Source organism: Rhodanobacter sp. sgz306013, from assembly GCF_057031145.1.
Map to the genome: position 1 here is coordinate 266,906 of NZ_JBXCIJ010000003.1, position 14,300 is coordinate 281,205.

A 14,300-nucleotide genomic window follows, 5' to 3' on the forward strand; every position below is an offset into this window, starting at 1 on the left:
ATCATCCGAAACGGCGCGGCGACGCGCCGTTTCGCGTTCTGGACATCCGGACGGTTGCGCATGCGCCGTCCAGGGCGTTCAATTCACGGTTTACGTTTGACGGAAAACGGAATGGCCCCGATCTACTCCCGCATCATCGCCACCGGCAGTGCCTTGCCCGAACGCGCCGTCAGCAATGTCGACCTGGAGAAGATCGTCGACACCAGCGACGAATGGATCCGCACCCGCACCGGCATCCGCCAGCGTCACATCGCCGCCGATGGCGAGACCACCGGCGACCTGGCCTTCCTCGCCGCGCAGCGTGCGCTGGAGGCGGCCGGCGTCAAGGCGTCCGAGCTGGACCTGATTGTGCTTGGCACCACCACGCCCGACATCATCTTTCCGTCCACCGCCTGCCTCGTGCAGCAGCGGCTGGGCGCGAACGGCTGCGCGGCCTTCGACGTCAACGCCGCCTGCTCGGGCTTCATGTATGCGCTCGGCATCGCCGACAAGTTCATCAAGAGCGGCCAGTCGAAGAAGGTGCTGGTGATTGGCGCCGAGACGCTGACCCGCATGATCGACTGGAACGAACGCGAGACCTGCGTGCTGTTCGGCGACGGCGCCGGCGCGGTGGTGCTGGAGGCCTCCGGCGAGCCCGGCGTCTACGCCACCTGCATGCATGCCGACGGCGGCTACAAGGAACTGCTGTGGAATCCGGTTGGCGTGTCGGTCGGCTTCAAGGACGAACCCAACCATGGTGTCCGCATCAAGATGGCCGGGCGCGAGGTGTTCAAGGTCGCGGTGAAGACGCTGGATTCGCTGGTCGACGAGACGCTGCAGGCCGCCGGCATGCACGAGTCGGACATCGACTGGCTGATCCCGCACCAGGCCAACCTGCGCATCATCGAAGCCACCGCGAAGCGGCTGCAGATGCCGATGGATCGCGTGATCGTCACCGTCGACCAGCACGCCAACACCTCGTCCGGCTCGGTGCCGCTGGCGCTGGACTACGCGGTGCGCTCGGGCAAGGTGCAGCGCGGCCAGAACCTGCTGCTGGAAGCCTTCGGCGGCGGCTTTACCTGGGCCTCGGCGCTGCTGCGTTACTGATCCGGCGTTCTGCGGATGCCGCCGATGCCGCCCGCGGGGCGGCATCGGCTTTTCTGCAGTCGATACCGCTGCGCATGCCAGGCGATGCTGGCACCATGACGGTTTCATTTTGAGGGACAACCTGCCCATGAATGCTGCAACGCTTGCTTTCGTGTTTCCCGGCCAGGGCTCGCAATCGGTCGGCATGCTGGCCGAACTGGCTGCCGCGCATGCGGAGGTGAAGGCGAGCTTCGACGAGGCCTCGCAGGGTGCCGGCGTGGACCTGTGGACATTGAGCCAGCAGGGGCCGGAAGAGCAGCTCAACCGCACCGAGCACACCCAGCCCGCCTTGCTGGCGGCCAGCGTGGCGGTGTGGCGCGTATGGGGCAAGCTCGGCGGCGCGCAACCGGCGCAACTGGCCGGCCACAGCCTGGGCGAGTACAGCGCGCTGGTCTGCGCGGGAGCCCTATCCCTGCACGATGCCGCCGCGCTGGTGGCCGAGCGTGGCCGCCTGATGCAGGTGGCAGTGCCCGCGGGCACCGGCGCGATGGCGGCGATCCTGGGCGGCGACGACGCGCAGATCGCCCAGGTGTGCGCAGAGGTCGCGCAGGGCCAGGTGGTGGCGCCGGCGAACTACAACTCGCCAGGCCAGCTGGTGATCGCGGGCAACACCGAGGCGGTGGACCGTGCGCTGGCCATGCTCGCCGGGCTGGGTGTGAAGAAGGCCGTCAAGCTGGCCGTGTCGGTGCCCTCGCATTGCATGCTGATGCGCGGGGCGGCGGACAAGCTGGGCGAGCGCATGGCCCCGATCGCCTGGCAGCTGCCGGCCATCCCGGTGATCCAGAATGCCGAGGCGAAGAGCTACACCTCACTGGACGAGATCCGCGGCGCGCTGCAGCGCCAGCTCTACCTGCCGGTGCGCTGGACCGAATGTGTGCAGGCGCTGGCAGTTGGCGGCGCCACCCGTGTTGCCGAATGCGGACCGGGCAAGGTGCTGGCCGGTCTCGTCAAGCGCATCGACAAGGGGCTTGAGGCGCGTGCGATCGGCGCGCCGGCCGAGCTCGAGGCCGCGCTGGCCGACTGGCACGGCTGAGCGGCGAGGCCGCTCGCGCGAAGGGCGCTTGACGTGCCCTTTCGTTGGCGTATTATTCAACCAAAAGGTTGAATGAATGCCGCCATGTCGAAACTTGATCTTGCCTTTGCCGCGCTCGCCGACCCCACCCGCCGCCGCATCGTGGCGCGGTTGACCCGCGGCGAATTGCGCGTGACCGACCTCGCGCAGCCGTTCGCGATGTCGCTGAACGCGGTGTCCAAGCACGTCAAGGTGCTGGAGGGTGCAGGCCTGGTCGGCCGTCGCCGCGAGGGCCGCGAGCATTATCTGCGCCTGCGCGCCGCCCCTTTGCGCGAGGTGGCGCGCTGGACCTCGCAGTACGAACGCTTCTGGAGCCAGCGCCTCGATGCGCTCGGCGCTTTCCTCGATCAGCAGCAGGAGAATGGTGATGAAGGGTCGCAATGAGTCGGCGATGGGTGCGTTCCGCCTGGAGATGCCCCGCAGCTACGATGCCTCGCCCGAGCGGGTGTTTCGCGCCTGGACCGATCCGGCCAGCATGAAGGCCTGGCTGGCGGAAGGGGGCGACGTGGTGGCCGATCCGCGTCCCGACGGCTTGTTCTATCTCGGCATGCTGTACTCGGGCCAGGTCCGCCCGCACTACGGCCGCTACCTGCGCGTGGAGAGCCCGCACCTGCTCGAGTTCACCTGGGTGAGCGAGCATACCCAGGGCAAGGAGTCGGTGGTCACGCTGGAGTTCACTCCGCGCGACGGCCGGACCGAACTGCGACTGACCCACGAAGGCCTGCCCGACGAGCGCATGGCGATGGCGCATACCGAGGGCTGGACGTACTTCCTCGATTCCTTGCCCGGTCAGCTGGCCTAGCCGCAGGCGGCGGCATCGCGAATCGCCGCCCCGGGCCTGTGCGCAGGCGGTACACGAACCGGGCGACGCCACTTTCAACGAATTGAGCCACTGAATCAGGCAGGAGGGTGCCATGCGCAAGCTGATCGCCGGCATGAAGATTTCCGCTGACGGCAAGGTTGAGGGACCGGAAGGTTTCGCGGACTGGGTGGAAAGCTGGTCAGAGGACTACGGCCTGACTGGACAGATCGACGCCTGCGTGCTCGGCGGCGGCATGTATCCCGGCTACGAGCGCTACTGGACCGCCATACGGGACGCGCCGCACGAGCCGCTGCCGATGACCGGAAAGTTGCCCACGCCGGCGGAAACGGCGTGGGGGCGCTTCACCGCGCGGACGCCGCACTACGTGCTCTCGCGCAGCCTGGATGCGGCTGGCTGGCCGCGGACGCGGTTCCTGCGCAGCCTGGACGAACTGGCAGCGCTCAAGCAGCAGCCCGGCAAGGACATCTACCTCATGGGCGGTGCGCGGATCACCGCCAGCCTGATCGAGGCCGGTCTGGTGGACGAGATCCGCCTGATCGTTTACCCGCTGATCGCCGGCGAGGGAAAGGCCTTGTTCGCGACCACGCAAAAACGTCGCGGACTCGAACTGCGCAAGGCCGAGCCACTGAATGGCGGCCGGGTCGGCCTGACCTATGCCGTCGCCTGAGGAGGAATGGCCATGACCCTGCACACCATCGGAACCCGCGAGGAATGGCTTGCGGCGCGGCTGGAGTTGCTGAGTGCAGAAAAGGAACTGACCCGGCGCAGCGACGAACTGGCGCGCCGGCGGCAGGCGCTGCCGTGGGTGCGCGTCGACAAGGACTATCGCTTCGACACGGAACAGGGCGTTGCGACCCTGGCGGAGATGTTCCGCGGGCGCTCGCAGCTGCTCGTCTACCACTTCATGTTCGGCCCCGACTACACGGCGGGATGCCCGTCCTGTTCGTCGATCGCGGACGGCTTCAACGGCATCGTGGCGCATCTGGAAAACCATGACGTGGCGTTCGCCGCGGTGTCGCGTGCACCGCTGGCGAAGCTGCAGGCCTACAAGCGGCGCATGGGCTGGACGTTTTCCTGGGCGTCGGCAGGCGACGGCGCTTTCAACTACGACTTCAACGTCGCCATCACCGAGGCGCAGCAGCGGGCCGGTGGCGTCGAGTACAACTACCGCCGTGGCGGTCACCCGATCACCGGCGGCCAGTACCCGCCGATCGTCCATCAGTTTGCGGCCACCTGCGGCACGGAGGCCGCCGCCTACGTGCGCGACCGCCCCGGCATGAGCGCGTTCGTGCGGGAGGACGGCGTCGTCTACCACAGCTATTCCACCTACGCGCGCGGACTGGACGGTCTGTGGGGCATGTACCAGTGGCTGGATCGCGCGCCGCTGGGGCGCAACGAGGGCGAGGGCGCCTGGTGGCGGCGCCACGACGAGTACCAAGAGGCGCGCGCTTGCTGCTGCCGCGACCAGGGAGCAGGCGGCACCGGGGGCTTGGAAGGGGCGGGCAAGCCATGACGATCCGGGCCAGCGACACGGAGCGCATCGCCGGGTACGCCCCCGTCAACGGCTTGGCGATGTATTACGAAATCGAAGGCAAGGGCGATCCGCTCGTCTATGTTCCTCCGGCATTCGGCTGCGCCGGAACGAGGTCGTTTCCTGCGCTGACCGAAAGCTATTCGGTCATTGCAATGGACTTGCAGGGGCACGGCCGCACGGCGGATATCCCCGAGCGTCCGATCACCCTGCAGCAGAATGCCAGCGACGTGGTCGGCCTTTTGCGGCACCTCGGGATCCGTAAGGCCGATTTCCTTGGGGAAAGTTACGGCGGCGCCACGGCGCTGATGATCGCGCTCCAGTATCCCGATCTCGTGCGCCGCGTGGCCACCTATGGGGCCACTTTCGGACCTCCGCAGCGCGCCCTTGACATGGAGATGCTCCATACCAGCGTTGCACCTACCCCCGATTCCAGGGCTTTCCAATTCCAGAAGAAATGCTACGAAGAAGTGGCGCCGGATGCCCGTGGCTGGCCTACGCTGTGGGACAAGGTCTGCCACATCCGGTGGGAGGGCTTTTCCGAGGCGGAGCTTGCCTCGATCCGTGTGCCCGTCCTCATCGCTCTGGGCGATCGTGATTTCGTCCGTCTTGAACACGCCGTCGAAGCCTTCAGGCTGATCCCCGCCGCCGAGCTTGCGGTGATTCCGGATGCCGGCCATTTCGCCCTGTTTTCGGAACCCGGGAGGGTGGTCCCGATCATCAAGGGTTTTCTGGGGAAGGCCGGAACGCGCATTCCGGTGGCGAATGCCGAGGTGGGCTACCAGCCCGGCGAAACCCGGTAGGGCGAAGGGCGGGGCGAACGGGGCGAGATGGCGGCATCCGCGGCGGCAAATCCCGGGATGCGGCGCGTCCCCATTTCCGTGTAAGGTTCGCGGCTTTGAATCCTGACGGAACACGGCGATGGAAAAGACACTGACGGGCGAGATCGCGCTGGTCACCGGCGCCAGCCGCGGCATCGGCGCCGCGATCGCGGACGAACTGGCCGCCATGGGCGCCACCGTGGTCGGCACGGCCACCAGCGAGGCTGGCGCCCGGGCGATCGAGGAGCGGCTGGCCGCACACGGCGGCCACGGCCGCGTGCTGAACGTGACCGACTCCGCCGCGGTGGAAGCGCTGATCGACGGCATCACCAAGGAATTCGGCGCGGTGAGCATCCTGGTCAACAACGCGGGCATCACCCGCGACCAGTTGCTGATGCGCATGCCCGAAGCGGATTGGCAGGCCATCCTCGACACCAACCTCAGCTCGGTCTACCGCACCTCGAAGGCGGTGATGCGCGGCATGATGAAGGCGCGCAAGGGCCGCATCATCTCGATCGCCTCGGTGATCGGCCTGACCGGCAACCCCGGCCAGTCCAACTACGCGGCAGCCAAGGCCGGCATCATCGCGTTCTCCAAGTCGCTGGCGCGAGAGATCGGGTCGCGCGGCATCACCGTGAACGTGGTGGCGCCGGGCTTCATCGACACCGACATGACCCGCGCGTTGCCCGAGTCGGCGAAAGAGGCTCTGCTGGGCCAGATCGCGCTGGGCCGGCTGGGCGAAGCCAGCGACATCGCCAAGGCGGTGGGCTTCCTGGCGTCGCCGGCCGCGGCCTACATCAGCGGCGAGACGCTGCACGTCAACGGCGGCATGTACATGCCCTGAGCCGGCATGCAGGCCCGGCGCCGGGTTTCAAACGCCGCGCCGCCCATACGGCAACGCATGCCGAAAGAGTCGCGCATCGCCGCGTTTTCGGCGACAATCGCGTTTTCGCGTCGGTCGGAAGCCGGCATCGCAACATGGCGGCGGATGCGTGGCGGCCCGGCGGCTTAGCCACTACAATCCGCCGGTCTTGCCGGCCGCGGGCCGGCGTACAACACAATTCCCCGTGGGAGGTTTGGCAACATGAGCACCATCGAAGAGCGCGTCAAGAAGATCGTCGTCGAGCAGTTGGGCGTGAAAGAGGATGAAGTCACGGCGAATGCCTCGTTCGTGGACGACCTGGGCGCCGACTCGCTCGACACCGTCGAGCTGGTGATGGCCCTCGAGGAAGAGTTCGAGACCGAGATCCCGGACGAGGACGCCGAGAAGATCACCACCGTGCAGCAGGCCGTTGACTACATCAAGGCCCACACCAAGGAGTGATCGCGCGTCGGCAGGACGGCGCGTTGCGCTGCTGCCAACGTAGCGGTACCGGAAGCTGCGCCGACAAGGCGCAGTTTTCGTTTCTGCCATCCGCAACGTCCGATCCCGTATGGTGCGCGGCAATGGCGGGCATCCCCGAATGACGAGCAGCGCCACGCATCGGCGCTCCCCGGAACACGAAGGAACAAGAGCATGAGCAAGCGACGCGTGGTAGTGACCGGCATGGGCATCATCTCGCCGGTGGGCAACGACCTGGCCACTGCCTGGGACAACATCCTCAAGGGCGTCAGCGGCATCGGCCCAGTGACCCATTTCGACGCCAGTGCCTATGCCACCCGCATCGCCGGCCAGGTGAAGGGCTTCGATCCCACGCAATGGGTATCGCCCAAGGATGTCAAGAAGATGGATCCCTTCATCCAGTACGGGATCGCCGCGGGCACCCAGGCGCTCAAGGATTCCGGGCTGGAGGTCACGGAGGCCAGCGCGCCGCGCATCGGCGTGGCGGTGGGCGCCGGCATCGGCGGCCTCAACACCATCGAGGATACCTCGATCGAACTGCACGAGAAGGGCCCGCGTCGCGTGTCGCCGTTCTTCGTACCCAGTTCGATCATCAACATGGTCTCGGGTTACCTGTCGATCATCTTCGGCCTCAAGGGCCCGAACGTGGCTTGCGTCACCGCCTGCACCACGGCCACGCACAACATCGGCCTGGCCGCCCGCATGATCCAGTACGGCGACGCCGACGCGATGATCGCCGGCGGCGCCGAATTCGCCACCACCGGCACCGCGATGGCGGGCTTCTGCTCGGCCAAGGCGATGTCCACCCGCAACGACGAGCCGACCAGGGCCAGCCGCCCGTGGGACAAGGACCGCGACGGCTTCGTGCTCTCCGACGGCGCCGGCGTGCTGGTGCTGGAGGAATACGAGCATGCAAAGGCGCGCGGCGCGCGCATCTACGCCGAGGTGGTGGGCTTCGGCATGAGCGGCGACGCCTACCACATCACCGCACCCAGCGAGGGCGGCGAAGGTGCGGCGCGCTGCATGGAGAACGCGCTGAAGGACGGCGGCATCAACCCGTCCGAGGTGCAGTACGTCAACGCGCACGGCACCTCGACGCCGCTGGGCGACCTCGGCGAGGTGCTGGCCGCCAAGCGCGTGTTCGGCGACCACGCGTACAAGCTGGCGATGAGCTCGACCAAGTCGGTCACCGGCCACCTGCTCGGCGCGGCCGGCGGCGTGGAGGCGATCTTCAGCATCCTCGCGATGCGCGACCAGGTGCTGCCGCCCACGATCAACCTCGACGAGCCGGGCGAAGGTTGCGACCTCGACTTCGTGCCGAACACCGCGCGCGAGGCCAGGCTGGACGTGGTGATCTCCAATTCCTTCGGCTTCGGCGGCACCAACGGCACGCTGGCGTTCCGTCGCGTTTGACGTGGTACCCCATCGAACCTTGGACGGCCGGCGCGACCTGCTCGCGCCGGCCGCTGCATTTCCGGAGCGCTACCCCTGCCTGCTCGAGAGCGTGCTGCACGGTACGGCGCAGGCACGCTTCGACATCCTGTTCGCGTTTCCAGGAGACAGCCTGACCCTGGCTGCGGACGGCTGCGTGCGCAACGCCGACGGCACCGTCGTCGGCACGCGCTTCCTCGATGCGCTGGACGCCGCCTGGCAAGCCGAACACCGGCCGCGCGAGGATGACGGCCTGCCGTTCCACGGCGGCTGGGCGCTGCTGCTGGGCTACGAGCTGGCCGGTGAGATCGAGCCGAAGCTGCAGCTGCGCACTGATGCCACGCTGCCGGTGGCGCTGGCCCTGCGCTGTCCGGTGGCAGCGATCGTCGACCATGCGCGCGACTGCACGGTACTGGTGGCCGAGGCGGGCAGCGAACACCTGCTCGATGCCTTGGCGGCGGATCTGCACGCGGCGCCGACGATGGTGGCGCTCCCGCCGCCCGCGCAACTGGTCGAAGACGAGCCGCGGCACTTTCTCGACGGCGTGGCGCGCATCCATGGGCATCTGCAGGCGGGCGACATCTTCCAGGTGAACCTGTCGCGGGCGTGGCGTGCACACTACGCATCGGCGCCGACACCGGCGGCCCTGCATGCCGCGTTGCGCCGCGCCAACCCCGCGCCGTTCGCGGGCTTGCTGCAGCAGCCAGGCTGGGCGATCGCCAGTTCTTCGCCCGAGCGGCTGGTGGAAGTGCGCGACGGCATCGCGCAGACGCGTCCCATCGCCGGTACCCGGCCGCGCACGGCCGGCGATGACGACGTGGCGCGCATCCGCGAGCTCGCCGCGCATCCCAAGGAGCGCGCCGAGCACGTGATGCTGATCGACCTCGAGCGCAACGACCTCGGCCGCGTCTGCGTGCCGGGCACGGTCGAGGTGGACGAATTGATGACAGTGGAGAGCTACGCCCACGTGCACCACATCGTCTCCAACGTGCGCGGCCGCCTGCGTGCGGGCGTGACGCCGGGGCAGGCGATCGCCGCGGTGTTCCCGGGCGGCACCATCACCGGCTGCCCCAAGGTGCGCTGCATGGAAATCATCGCCGCGCTGGAGGACGCGCCTCGCGGCGCCTACACCGGCGCGCTGGGCTACCTCGACGCGAATGGCGATCTCGACCTCAACATCCTGATCCGCACGCTGACCCTCGCCGGCGACACGGTGAGCCTGCGCGCAGGCGCCGGCATCGTGGCCGACTCGGTGGCCGAGAAGGAACTGGACGAAACGCGGGCGAAGGCACGTGGCCTGCTGCGCGCGCTGGGCGTGACGGACGCATGATCCTGGTCGACGGCCAACCGCAGGATCACGTGTCTGCGCAGGACCGCGGGCTGCTTTACGGCGACGGCCTGTTCGAGACGATCCGTTGCGTGGACGGCATCGCGCCGCTGTGGTCGCGGCACATGCGGCGGCTGGCGCTGGGTTGCGACCGCCTGCACCTGCCCGCGCCCGATCCGGAAGCGTTGTGGCGCGAAGCCTTTGCGGTGTCGCGTGGCATGGCGCAGTCGGTGGTGCGCATCACGTTCACCCGCGGCACGGGTACGCGCGGTTATGCGATGCCCGCGTCCCCTCGTGCCACCCGCATCGTCGCGGCCTTTCCGATGCCGGTGCTGGATGCGGCCGCCTATCGCGACGGCCTGCGCCTGCACCTCTGCGGGATGCGGCTCGCCGGGCAGCCGCTGCTGGCCGGCCTCAAGCATCTCAATCGGCTGGAGCAGGTGCTGGCGCGCGCCGAGTGGAACGATCCGGCGATTGCCGAAGGCCTGCTGTGCGACGCGCAGGGCAACGTGATCTCCGCTACCGCGGCGAACCTGTTCGCGGTGGTCGACGGCATGCCGGTGACGCCCGCGCTGGAGCGCTGTGGCGTGGCCGGCGTGCTGCGCGCCGAATTGCTGGAGGCGCTGCGGCGGGTCGAGGTGCGCGACCTGCCGATGGCCGAATGCCTGCGCGCATCCGAACTCTTCCTAAGCTCCAGCGTTCGCGGCATCCTGCCGGTTCAGGCCGTGGCGGATAAGGTGTTCGTCCCAGGCCCGGTGGCCCGCGCGATGCAGGCGCATTGGTCCGCACTCGGTTTCCCGATGGAGCAGGCATGACCCGCAAGACCTGGCGCAAGACGATCCTGGTGCTGCTGCTGGCGCTGATTGGCGCCGCGGCCTGGGGCTGGCGCGACTTCAGTCGCTTCGGCAACGCGCCGCTGCATGTCACCGCGCAAGGCGAAAGCATCGACATCGGCCGCGGCAGCAGCTTCAAGGAGATCGTGCGCCAGCTGCGCGGCCAGGGCCTGAGCACCGCTTCTCCGCTGTACTGGCGCCTGCTGGCCGTGCAGATGCGGGTGGCCGGCAAGCTGCACGCCGGTGAGTACGCCACGCCCATCGGCCTCACCCCGCGCCAGCTGCTGGCCAACATGGCGGCGGGCAGGGTGATGCAGCGCAATTTCACCATCGTCGACGGCTGGACCTTCCGCGAGGTACTGGCCGCGCTGGGCAAGGCGGACAAGCTGCAGCACGCGACCGCCGGCCTCGACGATGCCGCGATCATGCAGAAGATCGGCGCTCCGGGCGAACAGCCCGAAGGCCGCTTCCTGCCCGAGACCTACGCCTACGTGAAGGGTGACAGCGACCTCGACATCCTCAGGCGCGCGCATGCCGCGATGGTGAAGACCCTCGATGCGCTGTGGCCGCAACGTGACAAGGATCTGCCGCTGGCGACGCCTTACGATGCGCTGATCCTCGCCTCCATCGTCGAGAAGGAGACCGGCCGCGCCGACGAGCGCGCGAAGATCGCCGGCGTGTTCGTGCGCCGCCTCGAGAACCACATGCTGCTGCAAACCGATCCCAGCGTGATCTACGGCATGGGCGCGAGCTACCAGGGCAAGATCCACAAGGTCGACCTCACCACGGACACGCCCTACAACACCTACACCCGCCCAGGACTTCCACCCACGCCGATCGCGCTGCCGGGCAAGCCGGCGATCCTGGCCGCGCTGCATCCCGCGCCTGGCACCGCGTTGTATTTCGTGGCGCGCGGCGATGGCAGCCACGTGTTCGCCGATACGCTCGCCGAGCAGAACCGCAACGTGGCCTGCTACCAGCTCAAGCGGTGCAGCCAGTGAGCGGGCGCGGCCGTTTCATCACGCTGGAGGGTGGCGAGGGTGCGGGCAAGAGCACCTTGCTGGCCGGCTTGCGCGCGCACCTGGAAAGCCGCGGCGTCGACCTGTTGCTCACCCGCGAACCGGGCGGCACCGCACTGGGCGAGGCGGTGCGCGCCATCGTGCTGGATCCGGCGAGGCATGAACTGTGTGCGGAGAGCGAGTTGCTGCTGATGTTCGCCTCGCGCGCGCAACTGGTACGCGAGACGATAGAGCCGGCCCTGGCGGCAGGACGCTGGGTGCTGTGCGACCGCTACGTGGATGCCAGCTATGCCTATCAGGGCGGCGGCCGGGGCCAGCCGGCGGAGCGCATCGCAGCTCTCGAGCAATGGGCTTGCGCCGGCCTCGTGCCCGACCTCACCCTGCTGCTCGACCTGCCGGTGAGCACCGGACGCGCCCGCGCCGCGGGTCGCGGCACGGCAGATCGCATCGAAGTCGAGGCGGACGGTTTCTTCGAGCGCGTGCGCGCCGCGTATCGCGCCCGCGCCGCGGCCGAACCGCAGCGCTTCCGGGTGGTCGACGCCAGCCAGTCGCCCGAGGCGGTGGTGCGCGACGCGGTGGCGGTGACCGCGCACCTGTTCGGGGATCAGCCATGAGCACAATGCCCTGGCATGCGGCGGATTGGTCGCGGCTGCAGGCGCGCCGGCAGCGCAATGCGTTGCCGCACGCGCTGTTGCTGTGCGGCCCGGCCGGACTGGGCAAGCGCGTGTTCGCGCAGCGTTTCGCGCGCGGCCTGTTGTGCGAACGCGCGCAGGACGGCGAGGCCTGCGGGCAGTGCCGCAGTTGCCTGCTGTTCGACGCGGGCACGCATCCCGACGTGGTCACGCTCACGTTCGGCCTGCGCAAGGACGGCACGCCGCGCACCGAAATCGTGATCGAGCAGATCCGCGAGCTGTCCGCGCGGCTGGCGATGCGCAGCCAGTTCGGCGGGTGGCAGGGGGTGCTGATCGATCCGGCCGACGCCATGAACGCGGCGGCGGCGAATGCGCTGCTCAAGACGCTGGAGGAGCCGTCCAGGCAAACCCTGCTGCTGCTGCTGGCCGACGCGCCGTGGCGTTTGCCACAGACGATACGCAGCCGCTGCCAGCGCATCGAGTTCACGTTGCCGGCGCCCGCCGATGCCCGGGCCTGGCTGGAAGAGCAGGGCGTGGCGCAGGCGCAAGTCGCGCTGGATGCGGCGTTGGGCAATCCCGGCCTGGCCCTGGCCTGGGCGCAGGAGGGGGCGCTGGAGCGCCGCGCCGAAGTGCGGCGCGACCTCGCTGCGCTGGCGGCAGGCCGCGGCCAGGTCACCGAGATGGCGCGGCGCTGGCTGGACGACGAAGCTGCGCAGCGCCTGTGGTTCGCCGCGCAGGCGGCGGCCGACGAACGCCGCGCACAGGCGACGCAGGCCGCGCCGCCGCTCGTCAGCGCGCTCGACGGCGCGGCGCTGGCGCACTGGTACGACGCCGCCAACCGCACCCGCGACGCCTTGCGCGGTCCCTTGCGCGGTGACCTGCTATTGCTGGAACTGCTGGCGCAATGGCGCTGACGGCTGCGCCGCCGGCGTCGCCGTTGCCGCCTTTCACGGCGCAGACCCGCCTGCTGGTGGTGGCGCCGCATCCGGACGACGAGACGATCGCCAACGGCCTGCTGATCCAGCGCGTGCGCGCGGCCGGCGGCACGGTGCGCGTACTGCTGCTCACTGACGGCGACAACAATCCCTGGCCGCAGCGCTGGCTGGAGCGGCGCTGGTCAATCGACGCCGCCGGGCGCGAACGCTGGGGCCGCCGCCGCCGAGCCGAACTGGAGGAAGCGCTGCGCCGGCTGGATCTGCCGCCCGCGGCGCTGCAGTCGCTGGGCTGGCCCGACCTGGGCGTGCTCGACCGCCTGCTGCAACCGGACCGCTCGGCGCTGGCCGAGCTGGCGATGGTGCTGGCCGGCTTCGCTCCCGACCTGGTCGCCGTGCCTGCGCTGGGCGATCGCCATCCCGACCACGGCGCGGCCCACGTGCTGTTGCGCATGGCGCTGGCCAGGCAGGGCGGCGCGGCGCGGCTGCTCGGCTACCTGGTCCACGGCCACGACGACGGCACGCCGGTGCCCGAGCCGCCGGTCTCGCCGGCCCAGAGGGCCGCCAAGCAGCATGCGCTGGCCGCCTACGCCAGCCAGCTGGCCTTGAGCGGCGGCCGCCTGCGCCGGCTGGCCGAACGTCCCGAGCTCCATGCGCAACCGGCGCCGCCGCCATCAGGGCCGGTCCGTGTCCTGCCGTGGCGGCCGCCGCCCTTGTTGTGGCCGCGCCTGCGGCTGACCGCGGCCAGCACATCCGGCCACGCGCAGCAGTGGCCGTGGCGCTCGGCGCCGTTGCGGCGCGACGGGCAGGGCGCCTGGCGGCTGGACTGGCCGGCGGCGCGGGCGGAGGATGCTTGCTTCGTGCGGCTGTCGCTGGCGCTGCCCTCGCCATGGATCTTCGATCACTGGGGTTGGCGCGAAGTGTGAGCGGGCGCTTTGCGCGCCGCGCCGCGGTGGTTAGCATGGACAGCCGCCGCCATGCGTGCCGAGACGCCATTCAGGAGCATCCATGAACCCCGTAGCCGCCCGCCAGGGCATCATCTCGCTGAAGATCAAGGATGCCGCCACGCTTTACAACGCCTACATGCCGTTCCTGCGCAACGGCGGCCTGTTCGCGCCTACCGCCCAGCCCTATGCCCTGGGCGACGAAGTGGTGCTGCTGGTGAGTCTGGCCGACGAGAGCGAGCGCCTGTCAGTGGTGGGCAAGGTGGCGTGGATCTGCCCGCCCGGCGCGCAAGGCAACCGCACCGCGGGCATCGGCGTCCACTTCAACGACTCGCCGGACGCGGAGGTGGCGCGCCAGCGCATCGAGAACATGCTCGCCGGCGTGCTCAACTCCGAGCGGCCCACCCATACGATGTGACGACGGGGTGACGCGTGCCGCATGGGCGGATTCATGCCTCGCCCATGCTC

At 69.2% G+C, this 14,300-nt stretch carries 17 protein-coding genes; all 17 read left to right on the plus strand.

Going from position 1 to position 14,300, the window contains the following annotated elements; genetic code table 11:
* The first annotated feature begins 111 nt into the window (after positions 1 to 111).
* The 17 genes from AC2EWF_RS10810 to AC2EWF_RS10890 all read left to right on the plus strand — a co-directional run bounded on the left by AC2EWF_RS10810 (position 112) and on the right by AC2EWF_RS10890 (position 14,250).
* Positions 112 to 1,086, plus strand: coding sequence for a beta-ketoacyl-ACP synthase III (locus AC2EWF_RS10810; RefSeq protein WP_483639381.1), 975 nt, complete (start codon positions 112 to 114; stop codon positions 1,084 to 1,086).
* A gap of 127 nt (positions 1,087 to 1,213) precedes the next feature.
* Positions 1,214 to 2,158 (plus strand): ACP S-malonyltransferase, encoded by a 945-nt coding sequence (gene fabD, locus AC2EWF_RS10815; RefSeq protein WP_483639382.1) that lies wholly within the window; start codon positions 1,214 to 1,216, stop codon positions 2,156 to 2,158.
* A gap of 84 nt (positions 2,159 to 2,242) precedes the next feature.
* Positions 2,243 to 2,581, plus strand: coding sequence for an ArsR/SmtB family transcription factor (locus AC2EWF_RS10820; protein WP_483639383.1), 339 nt, complete (start codon positions 2,243 to 2,245; stop codon positions 2,579 to 2,581).
* Positions 2,565 to 2,999 carry an SRPBCC family protein gene (locus AC2EWF_RS10825; RefSeq protein WP_483639384.1) on the plus strand — a complete coding sequence of 145 codons (435 nt, stop codon included), beginning with the start codon at positions 2,565 to 2,567 and terminating at the stop codon, positions 2,997 to 2,999. Before AC2EWF_RS10820 ends, AC2EWF_RS10825 begins: the two co-directional genes overlap by 17 nt.
* Positions 3,000 to 3,111: 112 nt before the next feature.
* Positions 3,112 to 3,687 carry a dihydrofolate reductase family protein gene (locus tag AC2EWF_RS10830; protein WP_483639385.1) on the plus strand — a complete coding sequence of 192 codons (576 nt, stop codon included), beginning with the start codon at positions 3,112 to 3,114 and terminating at the stop codon, positions 3,685 to 3,687.
* 12 nt (positions 3,688 to 3,699) lie between these two features.
* Positions 3,700 to 4,533, plus strand: coding sequence for a DUF899 domain-containing protein (locus AC2EWF_RS10835; protein ID WP_483639386.1), 834 nt, complete (start codon positions 3,700 to 3,702; stop codon positions 4,531 to 4,533).
* A complete protein-coding gene (locus tag AC2EWF_RS10840; RefSeq protein ID WP_483639387.1) occupies positions 4,530 to 5,354 on the plus strand; it encodes an alpha/beta fold hydrolase in 825 nt (274 codons plus the stop codon). The genes AC2EWF_RS10835 and AC2EWF_RS10840 overlap by 4 nt, the downstream gene beginning before the upstream one ends.
* 118 nt (positions 5,355 to 5,472) lie before the next feature.
* The gene (gene fabG / locus AC2EWF_RS10845) at positions 5,473 to 6,216 is read left to right on the plus strand and encodes a 3-oxoacyl-ACP reductase FabG (protein ID WP_483639388.1); all 744 of its coding nucleotides are present in this window, start codon (positions 5,473 to 5,475) and stop codon (positions 6,214 to 6,216) included.
* A 240-nt stretch (positions 6,217 to 6,456) separates the two neighbouring features.
* Positions 6,457 to 6,696, plus strand: a complete 240-nt coding sequence (gene acpP / locus AC2EWF_RS10850; protein ID WP_077483687.1) for an acyl carrier protein — start codon at positions 6,457 to 6,459, stop codon at positions 6,694 to 6,696.
* Between the two features lie 192 nt (positions 6,697 to 6,888).
* Positions 6,889 to 8,127 carry a beta-ketoacyl-ACP synthase II gene (gene fabF, locus AC2EWF_RS10855; protein ID WP_483639389.1) on the plus strand — a complete coding sequence of 413 codons (1,239 nt, stop codon included), beginning with the start codon at positions 6,889 to 6,891 and terminating at the stop codon, positions 8,125 to 8,127.
* A 19-nt stretch (positions 8,128 to 8,146) separates the two neighbouring features.
* Positions 8,147 to 9,475, plus strand: a complete 1,329-nt coding sequence (locus AC2EWF_RS10860) for an aminodeoxychorismate synthase component I (RefSeq protein ID WP_483639390.1) — start codon at positions 8,147 to 8,149, stop codon at positions 9,473 to 9,475.
* Positions 9,472 to 10,287: an aminodeoxychorismate lyase gene (gene pabC / locus AC2EWF_RS10865; RefSeq protein ID WP_483639391.1), complete on the plus strand. Its 816-nt coding sequence runs from the start codon at positions 9,472 to 9,474 to the stop codon at positions 10,285 to 10,287. Before AC2EWF_RS10860 ends, pabC begins: the two co-directional genes overlap by 4 nt.
* Positions 10,284 to 11,306 (plus strand): endolytic transglycosylase MltG, encoded by a 1,023-nt coding sequence (gene mltG / locus AC2EWF_RS10870; protein WP_483639392.1) that lies wholly within the window; start codon positions 10,284 to 10,286, stop codon positions 11,304 to 11,306. The genes pabC and mltG overlap by 4 nt, the downstream gene beginning before the upstream one ends.
* Positions 11,303 to 11,938, plus strand: a complete 636-nt coding sequence (tmk, locus tag AC2EWF_RS10875) for a dTMP kinase (RefSeq protein WP_483639393.1) — start codon at positions 11,303 to 11,305, stop codon at positions 11,936 to 11,938. The genes mltG and tmk overlap by 4 nt, the downstream gene beginning before the upstream one ends.
* The gene (holB, locus tag AC2EWF_RS10880; RefSeq protein ID WP_483639394.1) at positions 11,935 to 12,870 is read left to right on the plus strand and encodes a DNA polymerase III subunit delta'; all 936 of its coding nucleotides are present in this window, start codon (positions 11,935 to 11,937) and stop codon (positions 12,868 to 12,870) included. The genes tmk and holB overlap by 4 nt, the downstream gene beginning before the upstream one ends.
* Positions 12,861 to 13,814, plus strand: a complete 954-nt coding sequence (locus AC2EWF_RS10885; protein WP_483639395.1) for a PIG-L deacetylase family protein — start codon at positions 12,861 to 12,863, stop codon at positions 13,812 to 13,814. Before holB ends, AC2EWF_RS10885 begins: the two co-directional genes overlap by 10 nt.
* A gap of 82 nt (positions 13,815 to 13,896) precedes the next feature.
* Positions 13,897 to 14,250, plus strand: coding sequence for a PilZ domain-containing protein (locus AC2EWF_RS10890; protein WP_483639396.1), 354 nt, complete (start codon positions 13,897 to 13,899; stop codon positions 14,248 to 14,250).
* Positions 14,251 to 14,300 lie beyond the last annotated feature (50 nt).